This is a genomic window from Tsukamurella tyrosinosolvens (assembly GCF_900104775.1).
Classification (GTDB): domain Bacteria; phylum Actinomycetota; class Actinomycetes; order Mycobacteriales; family Mycobacteriaceae; genus Tsukamurella; species Tsukamurella tyrosinosolvens.
In genome coordinates, this window is record NZ_FNSA01000003.1 from 361,683 (window position 1) to 383,309 (window position 21,627).

Annotated in this window: 19 protein-coding genes; 15 read left to right on the plus strand and 4 right to left on the minus strand. The window is 72.8% G+C overall.

Annotation, left to right across the window (positions count from 1 at the left end):
• The first annotated feature begins 60 nt into the window (after window positions 1-60).
• A complete protein-coding gene (locus BLW32_RS03100) occupies window positions 61-1,110 on the plus strand; it encodes a hypothetical protein (RefSeq protein WP_139286045.1) in 1,050 nt (349 codons plus the stop codon).
• Between the two features lie 51 nt (window positions 1,111-1,161).
• On the opposite strand, the gene BLW32_RS03105 is transcribed toward BLW32_RS03100, so the two are convergent.
• Window positions 1,162-2,313 carry an FAD-dependent monooxygenase gene (locus BLW32_RS03105; protein ID WP_225535850.1) on the minus strand — a complete coding sequence of 384 codons (1,152 nt, stop codon included), beginning with the start codon at window positions 2,311-2,313 and terminating at the stop codon, window positions 1,162-1,164.
• 166 nt (window positions 2,314-2,479) lie between these two features.
• Here BLW32_RS03105 and BLW32_RS03110 point away from each other — a divergent pair, with 166 nt between their 5' ends.
• Entirely contained in the window at window positions 2,480-3,010 is a 531-nt protein-coding gene (locus BLW32_RS03110) for an FAS1-like dehydratase domain-containing protein (RefSeq protein ID WP_074850891.1), read from the plus strand.
• 1 nt (window position 3,011) lies between these two features.
• Here the strand turns inward: BLW32_RS03110 and eccA are convergent, their stop codons facing one another.
• Together eccA and BLW32_RS03120 are read right to left on the minus strand one after the other, a co-directional pair.
• Window positions 3,012-4,682, minus strand: coding sequence for a type VII secretion AAA-ATPase EccA (eccA, locus tag BLW32_RS03115; RefSeq protein WP_068740628.1), 1,671 nt, complete (start codon window positions 4,680-4,682; stop codon window positions 3,012-3,014).
• A gap of 81 nt (window positions 4,683-4,763) precedes the next feature.
• Window positions 4,764-5,246 carry a hypothetical protein gene (locus tag BLW32_RS03120; protein WP_068740629.1) on the minus strand — a complete coding sequence of 161 codons (483 nt, stop codon included), beginning with the start codon at window positions 5,244-5,246 and terminating at the stop codon, window positions 4,764-4,766.
• A gap of 106 nt (window positions 5,247-5,352) precedes the next feature.
• Between BLW32_RS03120 and BLW32_RS03125 the strand changes: the two genes are divergently transcribed.
• From BLW32_RS03125 to BLW32_RS03145, 5 genes are all read left to right on the plus strand, one after another.
• The gene (locus tag BLW32_RS03125; RefSeq protein ID WP_068740630.1) at window positions 5,353-6,132 is read left to right on the plus strand and encodes an ABC transporter ATP-binding protein; all 780 of its coding nucleotides are present in this window, start codon (window positions 5,353-5,355) and stop codon (window positions 6,130-6,132) included.
• Window positions 6,132-8,705 carry an ABC transporter permease gene (locus tag BLW32_RS03130; RefSeq protein ID WP_068740631.1) on the plus strand — a complete coding sequence of 858 codons (2,574 nt, stop codon included), beginning with the start codon at window positions 6,132-6,134 and terminating at the stop codon, window positions 8,703-8,705. Before BLW32_RS03125 ends, BLW32_RS03130 begins: the two co-directional genes overlap by 1 nt.
• A 154-nt stretch (window positions 8,706-8,859) precedes the next feature.
• Window positions 8,860-9,900 (plus strand): NAD(P)/FAD-dependent oxidoreductase, encoded by a 1,041-nt coding sequence (locus BLW32_RS03135; protein ID WP_068740632.1) that lies wholly within the window; start codon window positions 8,860-8,862, stop codon window positions 9,898-9,900.
• On the plus strand, window positions 9,897-10,766 hold the full coding sequence (locus tag BLW32_RS03140; protein WP_068740633.1) for an RNA polymerase sigma-70 factor: 870 nt from the start codon (window positions 9,897-9,899) through the stop codon (window positions 10,764-10,766). The genes BLW32_RS03135 and BLW32_RS03140 overlap by 4 nt, the downstream gene beginning before the upstream one ends.
• 387 nt (window positions 10,767-11,153) lie before the next feature.
• Window positions 11,154-13,256 (plus strand): magnesium transporter MgtE N-terminal domain-containing protein, encoded by a 2,103-nt coding sequence (locus BLW32_RS03145; protein ID WP_068740634.1) that lies wholly within the window; start codon window positions 11,154-11,156, stop codon window positions 13,254-13,256.
• A gap of 71 nt (window positions 13,257-13,327) precedes the next feature.
• Here the strand turns inward: BLW32_RS03145 and BLW32_RS03150 are convergent, their stop codons facing one another.
• Entirely contained in the window at window positions 13,328-14,092 is a 765-nt protein-coding gene (locus tag BLW32_RS03150) for a class I SAM-dependent methyltransferase (protein ID WP_068740635.1), read from the minus strand.
• A 25-nt stretch (window positions 14,093-14,117) separates the two neighbouring features.
• Here BLW32_RS03150 and BLW32_RS03155 point away from each other — a divergent pair, with 25 nt between their 5' ends.
• The 8 genes from BLW32_RS03155 to BLW32_RS03190 all read left to right on the plus strand — a co-directional run bounded on the left by BLW32_RS03155 (window position 14,118) and on the right by BLW32_RS03190 (window position 21,621).
• Complete coding sequence (locus BLW32_RS03155) at window positions 14,118-15,260, plus strand: glycosyltransferase family 4 protein (RefSeq protein WP_068740636.1); 1,143 nt, start codon at window positions 14,118-14,120, stop codon at window positions 15,258-15,260.
• Window positions 15,261-15,502: 242 nt separating this feature from the next.
• On the plus strand, window positions 15,503-15,697 hold the full coding sequence (locus BLW32_RS03160; RefSeq protein ID WP_139286047.1) for a hypothetical protein: 195 nt from the start codon (window positions 15,503-15,505) through the stop codon (window positions 15,695-15,697).
• Window positions 15,697-16,332 carry a hypothetical protein gene (locus BLW32_RS03165; RefSeq protein ID WP_139286049.1) on the plus strand — a complete coding sequence of 212 codons (636 nt, stop codon included), beginning with the start codon at window positions 15,697-15,699 and terminating at the stop codon, window positions 16,330-16,332. Before BLW32_RS03160 ends, BLW32_RS03165 begins: the two co-directional genes overlap by 1 nt.
• A gap of 4 nt (window positions 16,333-16,336) precedes the next feature.
• Window positions 16,337-18,016 carry an NAD(P)/FAD-dependent oxidoreductase gene (locus BLW32_RS03170; protein WP_068523496.1) on the plus strand — a complete coding sequence of 560 codons (1,680 nt, stop codon included), beginning with the start codon at window positions 16,337-16,339 and terminating at the stop codon, window positions 18,014-18,016.
• Window positions 18,013-19,497: an ATP-binding protein gene (locus tag BLW32_RS03175; RefSeq protein WP_068740639.1), complete on the plus strand. Its 1,485-nt coding sequence runs from the start codon at window positions 18,013-18,015 to the stop codon at window positions 19,495-19,497. The genes BLW32_RS03170 and BLW32_RS03175 overlap by 4 nt, the downstream gene beginning before the upstream one ends.
• Window positions 19,494-19,844, plus strand: a complete 351-nt coding sequence (locus BLW32_RS03180) for a UBP-type zinc finger domain-containing protein (protein WP_068523498.1) — start codon at window positions 19,494-19,496, stop codon at window positions 19,842-19,844. The genes BLW32_RS03175 and BLW32_RS03180 overlap by 4 nt, the downstream gene beginning before the upstream one ends.
• Before the next feature lie 68 nt (window positions 19,845-19,912).
• Window positions 19,913-20,998: an S-(hydroxymethyl)mycothiol dehydrogenase gene (locus BLW32_RS03185; protein WP_068740640.1), complete on the plus strand. Its 1,086-nt coding sequence runs from the start codon at window positions 19,913-19,915 to the stop codon at window positions 20,996-20,998.
• The gene (locus BLW32_RS03190) at window positions 20,995-21,621 is read left to right on the plus strand and encodes an MBL fold metallo-hydrolase (protein WP_068740641.1); all 627 of its coding nucleotides are present in this window, start codon (window positions 20,995-20,997) and stop codon (window positions 21,619-21,621) included. Before BLW32_RS03185 ends, BLW32_RS03190 begins: the two co-directional genes overlap by 4 nt.
• Window positions 21,622-21,627: the final 6 nt, after the last annotated feature.

The following is a 21,627-nucleotide window of genomic DNA, read 5'->3' on the forward strand; positions in this document are numbered from 1 at the left end:
GCTGTGGACGCCGGGTCGGCCGCCGAGGGAATGGTCGTGCGCGAGGGAGAAGGAGAATTCATGTCCAGGTATCAGGGACGGCATCGTAAGGACGTCCGGACGGCCGTGTCGGTGACGCGGATGACGGCATCGGCGGCCGCGGCCGTCGCGGCGGGGTCGATCTGGCTCGGCGCGGGCGCCGCGCAGGCCGGCGGCGACCCGTCGCAGCCTCCCGCTCCCGTCCAGCCTGCGGGCCCGGGCAAGCCCGGTGCCCCCGCGAAGCCCGCCGGTCCGGCGAAGCCGGGCGGTCCGGCGTCGACCGCCGGGACGGCGGGGACGGCGAAACCCGGTGCGCCGGTGGGCTCCGCAGGTGCGCCTGCGGCCGCGGGCGGGCAAGGCTCCAGCGGAGCGGGCGCGGGCGGGAACGGTACGGGCGCCGCAGCTCCCGGCGCCTCGGGCCGTACGAGTGGCGCGGGCGGCGCGGGCGGTGGCGGCGGTGCGCAGGCCGCCACGGCACAGGGCGGCGGTGCCCAGGGTGGCGCCGGGCAGCAGGGCGCAGCAGCACAGCCGGTCGGAACGGCGCAGCAGGGCGGCGGCGCCGGTGGGACCGGCGCCCGCGGTACCGGCACGGGCGCGGGTGGCGGAACCGCGGGCCGCACCGCCCCGCAGGGCACGACGCCGCAGGGCGTGGCACCTCAGGGTGCGTCCCCGCAGGCCGCAGGCCCGCAGGCGCCCTCGGCCGCGGGTGGCGGCGGCGCGACGGGTGCGGGCGCACCCGACTCCGACTCGACCGTCCAGGCAGCGGGCACGGGTGCGGCCGCGAGCGCCTCGGCGCCCGGCGCGGACCGCGACACCGCCGCCTCGCTCGCGGGGACCGGATCCACCGGCGCGCGGGCCGAGGGCACCACCGGTACCGCGGGTGGCGTGACCTCAAACGGTTCGGGCGGCTCCGCGTCCACCGGCGCGGGCGGCGCGAGCGGTTCCACCACCGGCGGGTCGGGCGCGGGCGGCGCCGCGTCGTCCACGGACGCCGGCGTCGCGGCCTCCGTCCCGGGCGCGTCCACCTCGTCGGGTTCCGACGCGGGAGGCGGCCTGCTCAGCGACGTCCTCGACGCGATCCCGCTCCTCTAGCGACGACCGTCGTGCCCCCGCGGCGGGGCACGGCGGTGGGTCGGCGGGCCGTCAGTCCGGCGGCGACCAGCGCTGCGCGCTGCGGAAGACCCGGTCCATCATGGCGTTCGGGGCGGCGCGCATCGCCACGTCCCGCCCGCGGACGAAGAGCGGCGTCGGCCACTGCAACGCCGCGCCGATCAGGTACGCCTGCCGCGCGATGGACTGCGTCCGGGGCCGGCGCGCCTTGTCGTAGGCGGCGAGCTTGGTCGGGATGTCCCGCGGGTCGTGGTCCCGCGCGATCGGCCGGAGCAGCGAGACCAGCACCGCGGCGTCCTCCAGCGCCAGGTTCGCGCCCTGCCCCAGCGTGGGCGGCATGGCGTGCGCGGCGTCGCCGACCAGCGTCGCCGGGCCCCGCGAGTACGTGCGCAGCGGGTGCGCCAGCCGCTCGATGGGCTGGTAGCCGATGCGTTCCGGGGCCGTCGCGGCCAGGAGTGCGGGGATCGGGTCGTGCCACTCGCCGTACCGCTCCTCGAGCTCCCCGGGTTCGGGCAGATCGTCGTCGGCGGCGGGGCGCACCGCGAACCAGTACACGCGGCCGTCGCGCAGCGGCACGTACCCGAACCGCTCGCCCCGGCCGAAGGTCTCGCCGCTGTCGGGCAGCGCGACGGGGGTGTCGGTGATGCCCCGCCACGCCCCGTAGCCGCAGTACGCGGCCCCGGGGTCGCCGGCGTGACTGCCCCGGACGCGGCTGCGGATCCCGTCGGCGCCGACCAGCACGTGCCAGTCCTCGAGCAGCCCGCTCGGTCCGAGGTCCAGCGTCTCGCGGCTGAGCCCCTCCACCCGGATGCCCGGCCGGACGGTGTCCGGGGCCAGGTCCCGCAACAGGGCCCGGTGCAGGTCGGTGCGGTCCACCACCCGCAGATCGGCGAGGGTGGCCGGCGAGAACTCGGTGAGCCGGGTGCCGTCCGCGCGGCGGGTGCCGTACGGGATGGACGGCGGACCGTCGGCCACGACCTCCCGCACCCGCTCCTCGAGGCCGAGCGAGCGGAGGGCCGCGAAACCGTTGGAGAGCAGCGAAAGTCCGGAGCCCCGGGGGAGGAAACGGGCGGCCTGCTCGAGGACGATCACCTCGGCACCGGCGCGCTGCAGGCCGGAGGCCACCGCCAGCCCGCCGATGCCGGCGCCGACGACGGCGACGCGCAGTGAGTTGGTCCTCCACATGCCTTCGACGCTAGTGCGGAACGGCCGCCGTGTCACCGAGGTGTGCGCCGAGTGACACGCCGTGTTGTCATAGGGCTGTCCTGCGTTTGGGATCCCACCCGACCTGTGGTTATTCTTGTGCGTCCCTCCAACGCTGAAACGAGGGCAGAGCCCTCGAGGAGTGACCGTGGCCGTCGCCGACGAATGGGAACTGTGGTTCCCCGACGCTTACGAGATCGGCGCGGAGACGGTGCGGTCGTTCGCCCGCGCGACCCGCAGCTGGGACGTCCCCTACGCCGTCAGCCGCCGGCTTCCGGACGACGTGGTCGTGCCGGCGACGATGCTCGGCGCACCCATGCTGCAGGCGGCGTCCGCGGTGGTCGGCCGGGCCATCCCCGGATGCAACCTCGCGGCGATCATGCACGCGGGCCAGTCCTTCACCTACTTGCGGCCGCTGCACGTGGGCGACGTCCTCAGCCTGGGGGTGCGGCTGACGTCGCACATCGTCAAGGCGGAGACCGACCTCATCGTGGTCGAGTGCATGGTCTACTCGGACGGCGAGCCGTCGCTCGACGCGGAGATCTTCCTGGTGCACAGCCAGCGCGAGACCGGCATCGACCTCGAGGCGGCCGACCGGCTCGCCGACGAGGTGATGATGACCGGCACCGGGCCGTCGAACAGCGACGCCTACGCCGCCAACGTCGCCGGGTCCCGCTAGATCAGACCGCGGCGCCGAGGATCCCGTCGAGCGCCCGCGCCATGTCGGCGGCCTCGATCCGCATGAGCACCGCCTCGTCGACCCCGGCCAGGTCCAGGCCCGAGTCGGCGAGCCGCAGCTCCCGCTCCTCCTCGGCCGCCTCGATGACGTTCCGCACGAACCGGCCGTTGCCCAGGCGGTCGAGCCGGTCGGCGACGCCGGCGCAGCAGGTCTCCAACACCTCCGCCGCGTCGCCGGTGAGCACCGCGTCGCGCGAGCGGGCCATCGCCGCGCCGATCTCGGCGAGCTCGCCCGGGCTGTAGCCGGGGAACCGGATGCGGCGCGCGAACCGCGAGGCCAGGCCCTCGTTGGAGCCGAGGAAGCGGTCGATCTCGGCGTCGTAGCCCGCCACGATCACGACGAGGCGGTCGCGGTCGTTCTCCATCCGCGCGAGCAGCGTGTCGATCGCCTCCTGCCCGAACGCGTCGCCGCCGCTGAGGCCCTCCTGCACCAGCGTGTAGGCCTCGTCGATGAACAGCACCCCGTCGAGCGCGGAGTCGATGACCGCGGAGGTCTTCTGCGCCGTGGCGCCGAGGTACTGCCCGACGAGGTCGCGGCGCGAGCACTCGACCACGGTGTCGGTCGCCAGTAGCCCCAGCCCGCGGTACATCCGCGCGACGATGCGCGCCACCGTCGTCTTCCCCGTGCCGGGCGGACCGGTGAAGGCGAGGTGCAGCGACCGGCTCCCGCTCGACAGCCCGCGGTCGGCGCGCACCCGGGCCAGCTGCATCGTCGTCCGCAGCCGGGTGACCTGCTCCTTCACCTCGCGCAGCCCGACCTGCCGCTCCAGCTCGTCGGAGGCCGCGGCCAGTAGCTCGTCGCCGGCTTCGGCGGGTGCGTCGTCGGGGGCGGGCGCGTCCGGGGCGTCGAGCACCAGGCGGTGGCCCGGGTCGCGCAGCGCGGCCTCCGCGGGCGGGTACGACGGTGCCGCCCGCTCCAGCAGTTCGCGCGCGCGCTCCTCCTCGCCCTGCTCCCGCAGGACGAGGCCGTGGCAGTACCGGGCCGCGGCGGCGGCGCCGGGCACCGGGCCCTCGGCCGCGACGGTCAGCAGCCGGGTGGCCTCGGCGAACCGGCCGAGTTGCGCCGCGGCGGATCCCGCGATCGTGGCCGCCGCGGCGGCGAGCACCGGGTCGTCCCAGTCGGCGTGCCCGGCGAGCGCGGTCAGGGCGTCCGGCCACCGTCGGGTCCGGGCGGCGACGACCGCGCGCTGGTAGTGGGCGATCGGGCACGGCGGGGCGCCGTCGAGGGCGCGCTCGGCCTCGTCGGGCGCACCGTCGGCGAGCAGGCGCGCGGCGTAGGCGACGTGCGCGGTCGCGGCGTCGCGGAGCGGGTAGTCCACGTAGAGGCCGGTGGCGAAGGTGGAGCTCAGCGCGCCGGGCGCAAGACCCACGCGGCGGGCGGCGGCGCCGATCCCCTCGACGTGGCGGTGCAGTGCGGCGAGCACCTCGGCGGTGTTCTCGCCGGCCGCGGCGCGGCCCAGCCAGGCGTCGGCCATCCCCGGATCTGCGGTGGTGGCGGCCTCGAAGGCGCGGCGCGCGAGCGCGGGGTCGGGCGGCCCCGCCTCGAACTCGCCGATCCCGATCCCGAGCGCGGCGACGCCCGCCTGGAACGCGCGGAGCGCAGATGTAGCCATGTGGTCCCCCCAGACCCCGATGTTGCGATCACACTAGCGGGGTGGCGCGCGGCGCGGGCGGATTCGGGGGAGGCGGCGCGGTCAGCGGGCCAGTGCGGCGATCTCGCGGATCTCGGCCAGATCGGGGCCGTACTCCGGCGACGACCAGAATCGCAGTCGCCAGTGGTCGTCGCCCTCGCCGGCGTGCCGCGCGGCGGCCTCGACCTCGTAGTAGCCGCGGGCCATGGGGAACTCCAGCACCTCGCCGGGCCCGTCCGCGGTGGGGGAGAACCACTCGACGGAGCCGGAGGTGTCGACGCACAGCTGGGTGCGCAGCACGGTGTCCCACTCGCCGTCCTCCGGCGGGACGGCGTCCCAGTGCTCGAGCTCGACGGGCATCGCCGCCTGCGCCCGGGACGGGGACGCGAAGCCGGCGGTGGCCCGGTTGGTCGCGGCGCCGTGCACCGTCACGGCGGCCAGCAGGTCGTCGGGTACCCGGTGCCCGAAGCAGCTGCCGAAGAACTTCCCGTCGCGCAGGTCGAGCACGCCGGAGAGCTGCGTGAGGATCCGAGGTTCGAGGCGCATCGGTCCATCATGACGGATGCGGGCGGAGCCGCACCCGATGTGTCCGATTCGGTGTGGGGGATCGCCCCGATGCCGCAGGTGACGAGATTCTGGCATTCTCGGTGACATGTCACAGACTCCCTACGCGCCGGCGACGCTGCCCACGCCCGAGACGGTGGCCGCGCGCGCCGTCGGCGTCACCAAGGTCTACGGCGAGGGCGACAACGTCGTGCACGCGCTCGCGGGCGTCACCGTCGACTTCCGGGCGGGGGAGTTCACCGCCATCATGGGGCCGTCGGGCTCGGGCAAGTCGACGCTCATGCACTGCCTCGCCGGGCTCGACGCCGCCTCGGGCGGCTCGGTGCAGGTGGGCGGCACGGAGCTGACCTCGCTGAACGACAAGCAGATCACCCAGCTTCGACGCGACCGGATCGGCTTCGTCTTCCAGAGCTTCAACCTGGTGCCCACGCTCACGGCGATCGAGAACATCACGCTCCCGCTCGACATCGCGGGCCGCAAGCCCGACGAGCAGTGGCTGAACGCGGTGATCGACCGGCTGGGTCTGCGGGACCGGCTCGATCACCGGCCCACCGAGCTGTCGGGCGGCCAGCAGCAGCGCGTCGCCTGCGCCCGCGCGCTCGTCGGGCGGCCGGAGATCATCTTCGGCGACGAGCCCACCGGCAACCTGGATTCGCGCTCGGGCGCCGAGGTGCTGTCCATCCTGCGCGCCGCGGTCGACGACTTCCGGCAGACCGTCGTCATCGTGACCCACGATCCGCGCGCCGCCTCCTACGCCGACCGCGTCGTCTTCCTCGCCGACGGCCGCATCGTCGACGAGATGCGCAGCCCCACCGCGGAACGGGTGCTGGAGAAGATGATCCACCTCGACGAGCTCGTCGCCCGCTGATGGCGAATCCGATGCGCCGGGTGGCGCTGCGGAACCTCTTGGCGCACAAGGGGCGCCTCGTCCTGACGGTGCTCTCGGTGCTGCTGGGCACGTCGTTCATCGCCGGCTCGATGGTCTTCACCGGCACCCTGTCGAAGGCCTTCGACGGGATCTCCGACAAGATCGCCGTCGGCGTCGACGCGCGCATCTCGCCCGAGAACGCCCAGGGCCAGGGCGGATTCGGCCCGGCCGGCCCGGGCGTGCCGCTCTCCGTCGTGGACCAGGTGAAGGCGGTGCCGGGCGTGCGCGTCGTCGTTCCGGCCGTCACCGGCACCATCGCCCTGCGCGACGGGAACGGCGACGTCGTCTCGCCCACCGGCGCCCCGCAGGTCGGCGGCGCGTACCTGCCGCCCGGCGAGAACCTCGACCCCGACGGCCTGAAGATCACCTCGGGGCGGGCGCCGTCCGCCCCGAACGAGATGGTGCTCAACGAATCCGCCTCCGAACGACTGAAGCTGCCCGTGGGCGCGAAGACCACCATCGTCGCGCCGCACTCGCCCGGCCCGACCGACGTGACGATCGTGGGGCTGTACACGATCTCCACCGACTCCGGCGGCTACCTGGGCGCGCTGTTCGCGAAGGACGAGGCGCAGAAGCTCTTCGGCGACGGCGCGACCGCCCCCTACATCGAGGTCGGTGCCGCACAGGGCACCTCGCCAGAGCAGCTGCGCGACGCCCTCGCCGAGCGCCTGCCCGACCTGAACGTGCAGACGGGCGCGGAGGTGCGGCAGGAGTTCGAGGACACGATCAACCAGGGCCTGAGCTTCCTCAACTACTTCCTCGTCGCCTTCGGCCTCATCGGGCTCCTCGTGGGCGTCTTCATCATCTACAACACCTTCTCGATGCTCGTGGCGCAGCGGCTCTCCGAGCTCGCGCTGCTCCGCGCCATCGGCGCCGGACGCGAGCAGGTGCGCAACTCGGTGGTGCTGGAGGCGCTCGTCGTGGGCGTGGTCGGCAGCGCGCTGGGGCTCGCCGTCGGCATCGGCCTCGCGGTGCTGCTGCGCGCCGGCGTCACCGCCGCGGGCGCGGGCTTCCCCGACGGCGGCCTCGCCGTGAGCCCGTCCGTGGTGATCACGGTGATGGTGGTCGGCACCGTCGTCACGGTGATCTCCGCCCTCATCCCCGCCGTGCGCGCCTCCCGGGTGCCGCCCGTCGCCGCGATGCGCGCCCAGGACGGTGGCTCCGCGCAGTCGCTGCTCGTCCGCGGCGCGGTCGGCGCGGCCCTGCTGCTGTGCTCGCTGGCGCTGCTCTTCGTGGCGACCACCGAGGTCGGCTCCACCGCCGCGATCGAGGTGGGCATCGCCGGCTTCGGGTTGATCCTCGCTATCGTGATCGGCGGCCCCGCGCTGGTGGCGCCGCTGCTCGGCGGCATCGGCAAGGTCATCGCCGCCCCCTTCGGGCCCGCGGGCCGGCTGGGCCGCACCAACGTGATGCGGAACCCGCAGCGCACCACCGCCACCGCCTTCGCGCTGGTGATCGGCGTGGCGCTGGTCGGCGTCATCGGCACACTCGGCGCGTCGATGCAGAAGTCGGTCGACGCGCAGGTCGATCAGGGCATCCGCTCCGACCTCATGTTGCAGGCGCCGTCGCTCGGCATGCCGCCGGCCGCCCTCACGGCGATCAAGGACGTCCCCGGCGTCGGCACCAAGACCATCCTCTACGGGGTGCCGGTGCGGATCGGCGGCGACCGGCTCAGCGCCCTCGGGGTCGACGGTGACATCACCACCGCGTTCAACCTCACCCGGACGGCGGGCGAGCTGACGCTGAAACAGGGCGGGCTGCTCGTCGACGACCGCACGGCCCGCGAACGCGGCTGGGACGTGGGCACCGAGGTCGAGCCGGCGTCCGCCGTCGGCGCCGCGAAGGCGAAGCTCGCGGTGACCGGGATCTACTCCGCCACCGGCGGTTCGCTGTCCGGCCCCGTGATCACCGCCGCCGACATGAACACCCTGTATCCGCCCGCGAGCGGCGCCACCGCCCCGCTCGTCTCGCCGCAGTCGGTGTTCGTCGACGCCGCCGACGGCACGTCGGTGAGCGATCTCAAGGAGCGCCTGCGTGAGGCCGTGAAGCCGTTGCTCGTGGTCAACGTCGACGACCAGGACGACCTCAAGGATCAGGCGGGGCAGGCGATCACGGCGCTCATGGGCGTGCTGTACGGGTTGCTCGGCCTCGCGGTGGTGATCGCGATCCTCGGCATCGTCAACACGCTGGCGCTGTCGGTCGTCGAGCGCCGCCGCGAGATCGGGATGCTCCGCGCGATCGGCCTCATCCGCTCGCAGGTGCGCCGCTCGATCTACCTGGAGTCCATGCTCATCGCGGTCTTCGGCGCCGCGCTGGGGCTGGTGCTCGGGGTGCTGCTGGGCGTCTCGCTCGTGCACGCGCTGCGTGACGAGGGCCTCGGTTCCGTGGTGGTGCCGTGGTCCACGGTGATCGTCATGCTGGTCGCGTCCGCATTCGTCGGCGTCGGGGCGGCGATCCTGCCCGCCATCCGCGCCGCCCGCACGCCCCCGCTCGCCGCGATCGCGGAGGGTTGAGTCCCCGCGCGTTCCGAAAGTCGAATTCTCCGGGGCGGCGCGCCGAATGCTGTCGCCGTGCGCCGCAGGACTCGACTTTCGGAAGGCGTGTCACAGATCGCGCGCGGCCGGTGTCCCATGTGCGGAAGACTCGAATTCGCATGAGGAGGCAATCATGAAGGTCGTCGTGATCGGCGCGGGCTACGCGGGCACCATCGCCGCGAATCGGCTGGTGAAGAAGGCGGACGCGGAGGTGACCGTGGTCAACCCGCGGCCCGGGTTCGTCGAGCGGGTGCGACTGCACGAGCACATCGCGGGCAGCGGCACGGTCGTCACGCCGCTCACCGAGATGCTGGACCCGCGGATCCGCCTGGTCGTCGGCTCCGTCGACAAGATCGGCGACGGCACGCTGCTCCTCGCCGACGGCACCTCCCTCCCCTTCGACCGCGCGATCTACGCCGCGGGCGGGGCGCCGACGGCACCGTCGGGCGCCTTCGCGGTGGGCGCGCTCGAGACGGCGGAGGAGGCGCACCGGGCGCTGTCCGCCCTGCCCGACGGGGCCGGCGTCACCGTCGTCGGCGGGGGCCTGACCGGCATCGAGACCGCGGCCGAGGTCGCCGAATCCCGCCCCGGCCTGCGGGTACGACTGCTCAGCGAGGGCGAGGTCGGGGCGTCGCTCGGGCCCGGCGCGCGGGCGCGGGTCCGGCGCGAGCTCGACCGCCTCGGCGTCGTGGTGGAGCGCGGCCGGTTCGACGGCGCCGACGGTGCCGACCTCGTGCTGTGGGCCATCGCGACCCAGGTCAGCGACCTCGCGGCGCGCAGCGGCCTCGCCGTCGACGACGCCGGGCGCGTGATCGTCGACGAGTTCCTGCGCAGCGTCTCCGACCCGCGGATCGTCGCGGTGGGCGACGGTGCCGCCGTCCCCGGCGCACGGTTGAGCTGCCAGACCGCGCTGCCCCAGGGCGCGCACGGTGCGGACAACCTGGCCCGGGAGGTCGCGGGGAAGCGGGCGAAGCCGTACTCGATGGGCTACACCGGGCAGAACGTCTCGATCGGCCGGAGGAGCGCGGTGATCCAGGCCGCCCGGCGCGACGACACCCCCACCCGCCTCCAGTTCGGCGGGCGCTCCGCGGCGCTGGTCAAGGAGCAGGTCTGCAGGGTGGCCAAGGGAGCCGCCAGGACCGCGCGCTACGCCTGGTTGCCCGCGCCGCGATGAGTGCCGAGGAGCTCTTCGCCGGGCATCGCGCGCTGCTGTTCTCCGTGGCGTACGAGATCCTGGGCAGCGTCGCGGACGCGGAGGACGTGCTGCAGGAGAGTTACCTGCGGTGGCGCGAGGTGGACCTCGACACCGTCGAGAACCCGCGGGCGTACCTGGCGCGCATCGTGACCCGGCAGGCGCTCAACGCCCTGCGGGCCGCATCGCGGCGGCGGGAGGAGTACGTGGGGCCGTGGCTGCCGGAGCCGCTGGAGGCACCGACGGGCGACGCGCCGGCCGAGCACGTGCTCACGGGCGAGGCGGTGACCACGGCGATGCTGCTGGTCCTGGAATCGCTGACGCCCACCGAGCGCGCGGTCTTCGTGCTGCGGGAGGTCTTCGATTTCGGCTACCCCGAGATCGCCGAGGCCGTCGGCAAGAGCGAGGCGACGGTGCGCCAGACGGCGCACCGCGCCCGCGGGCACGTGCGGGCCCGGCGACCGCGGGAGGTCGTGGATCCGGCGCAGGCGCAGGGCGTCGCCGAGCGGTTCGTGCTGGCGGCGGCGACGGGGGACGTGCAGGCGCTCATGGACCTCCTGGCGCCCGACGTCGTGTACCTGGGCGACGGCGGCGGGGTGGTCTCGGCCGCGCGGCGGCCGGTGCAGGGCGCGGACCGGGTGGCCCGGTTCGTCGCTGGGCTGTTCCGGAAGAGCGCCACGATGGGGGAGCTCGGGCTGCGGTTCGCGGTCTACAACGGCATGCCGGCGATGGTCGTGACGTTCGACGGGGTGGTCGACCAGGTCACCTGCATCGAGGTCGACGGTGGCGCGGTGACCGGCGTGTACACGGTGCGCAATCCGGACAAGTTGCGGCGAGTCATCGGATGACTACGGTAGGTCGGTGAACAGCGGTTCCCGCCACCGAGGTACGGAATCGTTCACTAACTTTGTCGCCTTTGCGGCATTCCGTACGCGCGAAGTCTGAGTCGAACGGCGCGCTAATGAATGTGCGACCGCAAACCTGTGACTGACGTGCTACTCCACTAAAGGCTCTCGACCTGCATGTTTGCTGGCGATTGTGATGCCAGTCACGAAACGATAACGGTTGCATTTCGAAACGGATTTGCTACTGCCAGGTAGTGAATCCTGTGATTAATCTTCGCGGTGATCGAGGGTGACCACCGTTCCTTATCAGCGAGTGAACTCCCTCAGTCATCCGATCGCCGCCGACCCCCAGGCGCGTGGATCGTCACGTGAAGAACCCAGGAGAGACCTATGCGTGCTGCCACCCTGCCCACGAACACCGCGCCCGTCGGAGGCACCCCGTTCAGCTGGAGCCGGACGGGGGTGATCACCCAGGCGCTGGCCGCGACCGTCCTCGCCGGCTCGCTGACGCTCACCGCCATGCCCTCGTCGAGCTTCCAGCTGCCGTCCCCCGCGCAGGTGCTCGCCGTGCCCGCGGCGGCGGCCCCACTGCGCATGGACGTGCAGATGACGAGCATCATCGACCTGCTGCCTCCAGGGGCGATCGCGGCGATGCTGGAGGACACCAGCTCGCAGAAGCTCGCCGACGCGATGGCACTGACGAATCCGGCGAAGGTCGCCGACATCATGTCGCGCATGGACCCGGCCAAGACCGCCAAGATCCTCGAGGCGATGCCCGCCGACAAGGTCGTCGCGATCATGAACCTGATGGACGAGAAGAAGCTGACGGCCATCGTCAACGGCCTGCCGCAGAACAAGCTCAACACCATCGTCGCGGGCCTGTCCCAGGACAAGCTCAACGCGGTGGTCAAGGCGATCCCCGAGGCCAAGCTCATCGAGGTGGTCAAGAGCCTCGACGACGCCACCCTCGGCAAGATCGTCGGCGCGCTGCCGACGGATCGCCTCGTCACCATCGTCTCCGGCCTCGATCAGCAGAAGCTCAAGGACCTCGTCGGGGGCATTCCCGCCGACGTCCTCGGCCCCGTGGTCGGAAGCCTCCCGGACGACAAGCTGGCGGCACTCGTCGGGCAGATCCCCGTCGACAAGCTGGGCGCGGTCGTCGCGACCCTCCCGCCCGCGACCATCGCCAAGCTGGTCGAGGGCCTGCCGACGTCCGTGCTGACCGAGGTGATCGGCACCGTCGACCCCGCGAAGATCGGTCCCGCCGTCGCCGGTCTGTCGAACGACAAGCTCGCCGCCCTGGTCGGCTACATTCCGACCGACAAGCTGGCCGCCGTGGTCTCGGGCTTCGACGAGAAGAAGCTGGGCGAGATCGTCGGCCTCATCCCGGTCGAGAAGCTCGGCCCCGTGGTCGCCGGCCTGCCCGCCGACAAGCTGACCGCACTGGTCAAGCAGATCCCCGTCGAGAAGCTCATCACCGTGGTCTCGGGCCTCGACGACAAGACCCTCAGCGAGCTGGTCAACGGCATCCCGGTCGAGAAGCTCGGCCCGATCGTCGCGGGCCTGCCGACCGAGAAGCTCATCCAGCTGGTCGGATCCATCGACTCCGAGAAGCTCAAGGCGATCGTCGGCGGCCTGCCCGACGACAAGCTGCTCGACATCATGGACGGCCAGCTCATCGGCCGCGTGGTCTCGCTGGTCGTCGCGAGCCTCGGCACCCCGGGCGGCATCGCCAAGCTGCCCGACCTGCTCACCGGCGTCGTCAGCGGCGCCGTCTCGGGCGGCGCGCAGCTCGTGCCGAACCTCGTCGCGAACATCCCGCTGGTCGGCCCGGTCATCGCCGGACCGATCCAGCTGGTCACGAACGCCGTGGTGGTGCCCGCGGTGAACCTCGGCCTGAGCCTGCTGCAGCCGGTGTTCTCGCTGATCGCCACCGTCGTCTCGCTGCCGGTCTCTCTGGCGACGTCGGTCATCGGAGGCGGCGGCCTGACGGACCTGTTCGGTGAGGTGACGAAGGGGCTCGCGGGTCTCGCCGGAACCGACGCCGCGAAGTCCCTCGACGTCGCCGCGAAGTCGCTCACCGCCGACGCGAAGCCGGAGGCGGCATCGCTGCTCGCGACCGCGGCCGCGCCCGCTGCGGAGGACGAGGCCGCCGCAGCCGGCGCCGCCGAGAAGGCGAAGGACGCCGAGACCGCCTACGTCGGCAAGCACCGCGCCGACGACAGCGAGGCGGCCGATCCGGTGACCGTCGCGCCGACGACGGCCGAGCCGACCGACGCCGCCCCGGCGACGGAATCCGCTCCGGAGACCGTCACGGAGGCCGCTCCCGCGACCGAGGACGCCCCTGAGGACGCCCCCGAGGAGGAGGCGGCCCCCGCTGAGACGCCGGCCGCCGCGGAGACCGCCGCTCCGGCACCCGCCGAGGAGACGGCGGACGCTGCGGACGCTGCCGCCGCCGACGAGGACGCGTCCACCACTGCCGACGCCGCCTGACACCCCACTCTCCGGCCCCCTCCGCGCACCCGCGGCGGGGGCCGGAGCCGTGTGCGACACCGTCGGGCCGGTCAGCGCTTGCGGAAGACCAGGACCAGGTTCGACACGAGCAGCTCCCGCAGGCCCGGGACGCGGACCATCCACCACGCCCACGACGGGTGGTAGCGCGGGAACGCCGCGACGAGCTCCGCGCCGTCGACGGTGGCGGCCCAGCCCAGCCCGTCCGCCGCGCCCACCTTGAACAGCGACGTGCCGTAGAGGTTCTTCGGCGGGTGCCCGTGTTTACGCGTGTACATCCGGGCGGCGCGCTCGCCGCCGAGGTAGTGGGTCAGTCCCATCTCGTGCCCGCCGAACGGGCCGTACCAGAGGGTGTAGCTCAGGATCACCATGCCGCCCGGGCGGGTGACGCGCAGCATCTCCTCGCCCATGGCCCGCCAGTCGCGCACGTGCTCGGCGACGTTGGACGAGAGGCAGACGTCGACGGCACCGTCGGCGATGGGGAGCGCCAGGCCCGAGCCCCGCAGGCCCCGCGACGACGTGATGCCGGCGGCGTGCGCCTCCGACGCGTCGGGCTCGACGGGCACGTAGACGGCGCCGTGCTCGGCGAAGGCGTCCTCGAAGTAGCCGGGCCCGCCGCCGACGTCGAGGACGAGGGCGCCGTCGAGGTCCCCGAACAGGTCGCCGGTCAGCTCGACGGTGTCGCGGGCCAGCGAGCCGTAGAAGCGCGCGGGCTCGGACTGCTCGAACCGGAAGTCGGACAGCAGCCCGACCGAGCGGCGCAGGGTGGCGCGCCGCCGCAGCCGTGCCGTCGCGTTCTTCCAGGTAGAGGGGTACACGTGACCGGACGGTACCCTAGAACGCGTGCGTGAAGTCCTCCTGCTGTGTTGGCGTGACACCCGCCACCCTCAGGGCGGCGGCAGCGAGCTGTACCTCGAGCGCGTCGGCGAGGAGCTGGCCGCCCGCGGGGTGCGCGTCACGCTGCGGACCGCGATGTACCCCGGCGCGGCCCGGTCCGAGACCGTGCGCGGCGTGCACCTCTCCCGCGGTGGCGGCCGCTTCACCGTCTACCCCCTGGCGCTGATCGCCATCCTCCTCGCACGGTTCGGGCGCGGTCCGCTGCGCGGGATCCGCCCCGACGCGGTGATCGACACCCAGAACGGCATCCCGTTCTTCGCGCGGCTCGTCGCGGGCGTGCCCGTGACGGTGCTCGTGCACCACTGCCATCGCGAGCAGTGGCCCGTCGCGGGACGCCTCGTGGCGCGGATCGGCTGGTTCATCGAGTCGCGGCTCTCGCCGTGGCTGCACCGGCGCTCCCAGTACCTCACCGTCTCGCTGCCCTCGGCGGAGGAGCTGGCGCTGCTCGGCGTCGGCGCGGAGCGGGTGGCCGTGGTGCGCAACGGGATCGATGCGGTGGCCCCGGGCGTCGCGGACGTGCGGTCCGCGTCGCCGCGCATCGTCGTGCTCTCGCGGCTCGTGCCGCACAAGCAGATCGAGGACGCCCTCGACGTGCTCGCCCGCCTGGGCCGTCGCGTCCCCGACCTGCACCTCGACGTCATCGGCAGCGGCTGGTGGGACTCCGAGCTGTACGCGCACGCCGCGAAGCTCGGCGTCCTCGACCGCGTGACCTTCCACGGCCACGTCACCGAGCAGCGCAAGCACCGGCTGCTCTCCCGCGCGTGGGTGCACGTCATGCCGTCGCGCAAGGAGGGCTGGGGCATCACGGTGATCGAGGCGGCCCAGCACGCGGTGCCGACCGTCGGGTACGTCTCGTCGCGCGGGCTCACCGACTCCGTGGTCGACGGTGCCACCGGGCTGCTGGTCCGCGACCTCGCAGGCCTCACCGAATCGGTGTACACGCTGCTGAGTGACGCTCTGCTGCGGGAGGAGCTCGGCGCGAAGGCGCAGGAGCGGGCGGGGGAGTTCTCCTGGCCCGCCACCGCCGACGGCGTCTCCCGCGTCCTGGCCGCGTCCGTCGCCGGGGAGCGCGTCGGCGGGCTCGTCTGACCGCTGGGGCCGGCCGGGCTGCTCGGTCTTCGGCGACGCCGAGCCCGGCGGGACGGCGTGCGGTGGATTCTTGCCGCTGGGCGGGCACTATCCACCGCACGTCGTCGACCGCGGCGGGCGTGCCCCGGCATCGAGCCTCGCCGCGAGCTTCGGTGGGAATCTGCGGCGGAGCTTCGGCGTGTCGTCGACGAATCGCACCGAAGCTCGACGGCGCCCCGACCGGTATCCGTTACCGTGAATACGTGATGAGGCAACGTGAGGTGCCGCGGATAGCGTGGATGATGATGCTGTTCAGCGGACTGCTGGGGGCTGCGACGATGCTCCTCGTGGACTGGGCGCTGTGGCCGAGCTTTCGGACCGTCCTTGCCGTCTGCATGATCGCGGGCTACGTGATCGTCGCGGCGGTGGGTGCGGTGGGCCTCGTGAGGTCCCGGTGATGAGCCGCTCCCCTGTGGTGCGGACGGTGCCGGTCGCGGTGCTCAAGGCGTTCGCCGGGGTGCTGTTTCTGCTGTGGCTCGCGCTGTTCGCGGCGTTCGTTCTGCTCGATTGGCCGTTCGACGGCCCGCCGAGTCAGCGGATCGCGCACGGCTTGTTGCTCGCAATCGGCCTGACCCTGGCGACGGTGGCGGGCCAGCTGTGGCGGACCGCGATCGGGATGGAGCCCGTGACGAGTGTCGGCGACGCCCGCTACATGCTGGGCGGCATCGCGCTCCTCATCCCGGCGATGGCGCTTCTGTGGATGGACTACGGCGCGTGGGCGTCGTGGCGCATCGCAGCAGTCGTCGTGCTCTTTGCGGCGATGTTCGTGCTGGTCGTCCTCAACTTCCGCGACCGGCGGCGGCACAAGGGCGAGATCGCGGCGCCGGTCGCGGCGATGACGGTGCGAACCGCCCGCGGCGACCGGGAGGTGCGCATCGCGCAGCCGGAGGGCTTGCCCGACCGGTGGATCACGCACTGGTCGATCGACGGCGCCCCACAGGGCACGATCCACCGCGTCTCGTACGGACCCGACCCGATGCGTTCGCTCACAGCTGCACTCGCCGACGCGGAGGCCGCGGTCGCCGTAATCTGAAACGGTGGCTGAAACTTCAGGGCGGCGCCCTGCGATTCTGACCGTCGACGACGATCCGAGCGTGTCCCGCGCGGTGGCGCGGGATCTGCGGCGCAAGTACGGCGACGAGTACCGCATCGTCCGCGCGGAGAGCGGCGAACAGGCGCTGGAGGCGCTCAAGGAGCTCAAGCTCCGCGGCGACCTGGTGGCCGCGATCCTCGCCGATTACCGCATGCCGCAGATGACGGGCCTCGAATTCCTCGAGGCCGCGATGGACGTCTACCCGGGCGCCCGGCGGCTGCTGCTCACCGCGTACGCGGACACGGGCGCCGCGATCGAGGCGATCAACGTGGTCGACCTCGACCACTACCTCCTCAAGCCCTGGGACCCGCCGGAGGAGAAGCTCTACCCCGTCATCGACGCGCAGCTGGAGGCCTGGCTCTGCAGCGACCACCGGCCCGTGCCGGAGACGAAGGTCGTCGGGCACCGCTGGTCGGCCCGCTCGTCGGAGGTTCGGGAGTTCCTGGCCCGCAACCAGATCCCGTACCGCTGGTACACCGCCGAGTCGCCCGAGGGGCAGCGCCTCCTCGCCGCCGCGGGCAGCGACGGCCAGCAGCTCCCGCTCGTCGCCGCGGCCGACGGGACCGCGCTGTGCGCACCGTCGGACAGCGAACTGGCGGCCCACGTGGGCCTGAACACCACCCCGTCGGAGGAGTTCTACGACCTGGTCGTCGTCGGCGCGGGCCCGGCCGGGCTCGGCGCCGCCGTGTACGGCGCGTCCGAGGGGCTGCGGACGGTGCTCGTCGAGCGGTCCGCGACCGGCGGGCAGGCGGGGCAGAGCTCGCGCATCGAGAACTACCTGGGCTTCCCCGACGGGGTCTCGGGCACCCAGCTCACCGACCGGGCGCGGCGGCAGGCGACCAAGTTCGGCGCCGAGATGATCACCGCCGCCGACGTCGTCGAGCTCGAGGTGACGGGCTCCGGCCGGCGGGTGCGGTTCTCCGACGGCACCGTCGTGGGGGCGCACACCGTCATCCTCGCGACGGGCGTCGCGTACCGGCAGCTGGACGCGCCGGGCATGGCGCGGCTCACGGGCGCCGGGATCTTCTACGGCTCGGCGATGACCGAGGCGCCGGCCTGCGCCGGCCAGGACGTCTACATCGTCGGCGGCGCCAACTCCGCGGGCCAGGCCGCGGCGTACCTGTCGAAGGGCGCGCGCTCGGTGACCCTGCTGGTGCGGGGGCCGTCGCTCGAGGCGTCGATGTCGTATTACCTCATCCAGCAGCTGAACGCGATCGAGAACGTGCACGTGCGGCCGCACACCCAGGTGGTCGAGGCGCACGGCGACGACCACCTCACACAGCTCACCCTGCGGGACACCGAGTCGGGCGCGACGGAGCAGGTCCCGGCGGACTTCCTGTTCGTCTTCATCGGCGCCGAACCGCGCACGGACTGGCTCGACGGCGTCGTCGCGCGGGACGGGCGGGGCTTCCTGCTGACGGGCCCGGATCTCGCGCTCGACGGTGCCGCGCCCCGGGGATGGGAATTGGACCGGCCGCCGTTCCACCTGGAGTCGAGCGTCCCCGGCATCTTCGTCGCCGGCGACGTCCGGTCCGAATCGGCGAAGCGCGTCGCCTCCGCGGTGGGCGAGGGCGCGATGGCCGTCATGTTCGTCCACCGCTATCTGGAAGGAGTCGACTCGTGAGCACTCATGACCCGTGCTTCGTCGACGAACTGCGCACCCTGTTTCTGTTCGAGAAGCTCAGCGACGAGCAACTGGAGTGGCTGTGCCGACGCGGCCACGTGGAGACCTTCCCGGCCGGCCCCGTCTACTCCACCGGCGATCCGGCGCAGTGGCTGTTCGTGCTGCTCAGGGGCACGATCGCGCTGTCGCAGAAGGTGGGCGACGCGGAGGTCGAGACCACCCGCTCCGATCAGCGCGGCGCCTACTCCGGCGCGTGGTCGGCGTTCCTCGGCAAGGGCGGGCCGGCGCAGAAGCAGTACAACTCGTCCATGCGCGCGGTGACCGAGGCGCAGTTCTTCATGCTGCCCGCCGAGGACTTCAACGAGGCGATGCACGAGTGGTTCCCGATGGCGGTGCACCTGCTGGAGGGCGTCTTCTACGGCGGGCAGCGCACCCGGCAGATGGTCGAGCAACGCGAGCGGCTGCTGGCGCTGGGCTCGCTCTCCGCCGGCCTCACCCACGAGCTGAACAACCCCGCCGGCGCGGCCACCCGCGCGGCCACGGAGCTGCGCACCCGTGTGGGCGGCATGCGGCACAAGCTGGCCGGCATCGCCAGCGGCAAGCTCGACCGGACGCGCCTCGTCGACCTGGTGAAGTTCCAGGAGGAGGCCGTCGAGGCGGTGGCGGACGCCCCCGACCTCGGTCCGCTCGAGGCCTCCGATCGCGAGGACGAGCTGATGGACTGGCTCGACGACCACGACATCGGCGACGGCCACGTGCTGGCCCCCGTGTTCGTGGCCGCGGGCCTGCAGACCGACTTCCTCGACCGCGTCGCGGGCTCGCTCGACGACGGGCCGGTGCTCTCCGGCGCGCTGCGCTGGCTGTACTACACCGTCGAGACCGAGCTGCTCATGAACGAGATCACCGACTCCACGAGCCGGATCTCCACCCTGGTGCAGGCGGCCAAGCAGTACTCGCAGATGGACCGCGCGCCCTTCCAGGTGCTCGACGTCCGCGAACTGCTCGACAGCACCGTCGTCATGCTCAGCCGCAAGATCGGCGACGGCGGCGTCACCGTGGTCCGCGACTACGACCCCGACCTGCCCGACATCCAGGGGTACGGCGCCGAGCTGAACCAGGTGTGGACCAACCTCATCGACAACGCGGTGCAGGCCATGGACGGCCGCGGCACCCTCACCCTGCGGGCGCACCGCAAGGAGGATGCGGTGGTCGTCGAGGTCGCCGACACCGGCTCCGGCATCCCCGCCGACGTGCTGCCCCGCATCTTCGAGCCCTTCTTCACCACCAAGGGCGTCGGCGAGGGAACCGGACTGGGCCTGGACATCTCGTGGCGCATCGTGGTGAACAAACACCAGGGCGACCTGGCGGTGCGCTCCGAGCCGGGGAACACCGTGTTCACCGTGGAACTGCCCATCGACGGGCCGCAGCGCGAAGCAGTGATCGACGATCCCGGCGAGCCGGGAGAAGGACTGGAGCCATGAGCGAACCGACCGACCCGATCGATCCGACGGTGCCGCCCAGCGGCGCCGGGTGCGTGGAGTGCGACGCCGCCGGCGGCTGGTGGGTGCACCTGCGCCGCTGCGCGAAGTGCGGCCACATCGGCTGCTGCGACTCCTCGCCGTCGCAGCACGCGAGCGCCCACGCCCGCGCGAGCGGCCATCCCATCGTGCAGAGCTTCGAGCCCGGCGAGGCCTGGTTCTGGGACTACGTCTCCGAGGACTACTACGACGGTCCGCTGCTCGCCGACCCGCAGAACCGGCCCGTCGACCAGGCCGTGCCCGGCCCCGCGGGACGCGTGCCCGCCGACTGGCGGAACCACGTGCACTGAGCCCGAGTCCTCGTCGGCCCGATCAATGCGAGGATGGCAATAGTCGTATCCGGACCAGGAGGAGAACCGTGCCGCAGACCGTCAGAGGAATCGTCGCCCGCGCGAAGGGCGAGCCCGTCGAAGTGGTCCCGATCGTGATCCCCGATCCCGGCCCCGGTGAGGTGGTGGTCGCGGTGCAGGCGTGCGGCGTCTGCCACACCGACCTGCACTACCGCGAGGGCGGCATCAACGACGAGTTCCCCTTCCTGCTCGGCCACGAGGCCGCCGGCGTGGTCGAAACCGTCGGTGAGGGAGTCGATCACGTCGTGCCCGGCGACTTCGTCGTGCTCAACTGGCGCGCCGTGTGCGGCCAGTGCCGCGCCTGCAAGCGCGGCAAGCCGCAGTACTGCTTCGACACCTTCAACGCCACGCAGAAGATGACCCTCGAGGACGGCACCGAGCTCTCGCCCGCTCTCGGCATCGGCGCCTTCGCGGAGAAGACCCTGGTCCACCAGGGGCAGTGCACCAAGGTCGATCCCGAGGCCGACCCCGCCGTCGTGGGCCTCCTCGGCTGCGGCGTCATGGCCGGCCTCGGCGCCGCCGTGAACACCGGCGGCGTCTCGCGCGGTGACACGGTGGCCGTGATCGGTTGCGGCGGTGTGGGAGACGCGGCCATCGCGGGCGCCCGCCTCGTCGGCGCGCGCACCATCATCGCCGTCGACCGCGACCCGAAGAAGCTGGAGTGGGCGCGCGAGCTCGGCGCCACGCACACCGTCAACGCGGCGGAAAGCGATGCGGTGGATGCGATCCAGGAGCTCACCGACGGTTTCGGCGCCGACGTCGTGATCGACGCCGTCGGCCGCCCCGAGACGTGGAAGCAGGCCTTCTACGCCCGCGACCTGGCAGGCACCGTCGTGCTGGTGGGCGTGCCGACCCCCGACCTGACCCTCGACATGCCGCTCATCGACTTCTTCTCGCGCGGTGGGGCTCTCAAGTCGTCGTGGTACGGCGACTGCCTGCCCGAGCGGGACTTCCCGCAGCTCGTCGACCTGTACCGCCAGGGCCGCCTGCCGCTGGAGAAGTTCGTCACCGAGCGGATCGGCCTCGACGAGGTGGAGCAGGCCTTCGCGACCATGCACCGCGGCGAGGTGCTGCGCTCGGTGGTGGTCCTGTGACGCTGCGCGTCGAACGCGTCATCACGTCGGGCACCTTCAGCCTCGACGGCGGCACCTGGGACGTCGACAACAACGTCTGGCTGGTCGGCGACGACAGCGAGGTGGTGGTGATCGACGCCGCCCACTCCGCCGACCCGATCGTCGACGCCGTCGGCGGGCGGACCGTGCGCGGAATCGTCTGCACCCATGGGCACAACGATCACGTGACCGTCGCGCCGGAGCTGTCCGAGCGGCTCGACGCGCCGATCCTGCTGCACCCCGGCGACGACGTCCTGTGGGACATGACCCATCCGGGCGTCGGGCACGAGGATCTCGCCGCCGACAGCCGGATCGCCGTCGGCGGCACCGAGATCCGCGTGATCCACGCGCCCGGCCACTCGCCGGGGTCGGTGTGCCTGTACCTGCCCGAGGCCGGGCAGCTGTTCAGCGGCGACACCCTGTTCGCCGGCGGGCCCGGTGCGACCGGCCGCTCGTACAGCGACTTCTCCGTGATCATCGAGTCCATCCGGGACCGGCTGTTCGCGCTGCCGCCGGAGACGGTCGTGAACACCGGGCACGGCGACGGCACCACGCTGGGCGCGGAATCCCCGCACCTGGAGGAATGGATCCGTCGGGGCCACTGATCCCCG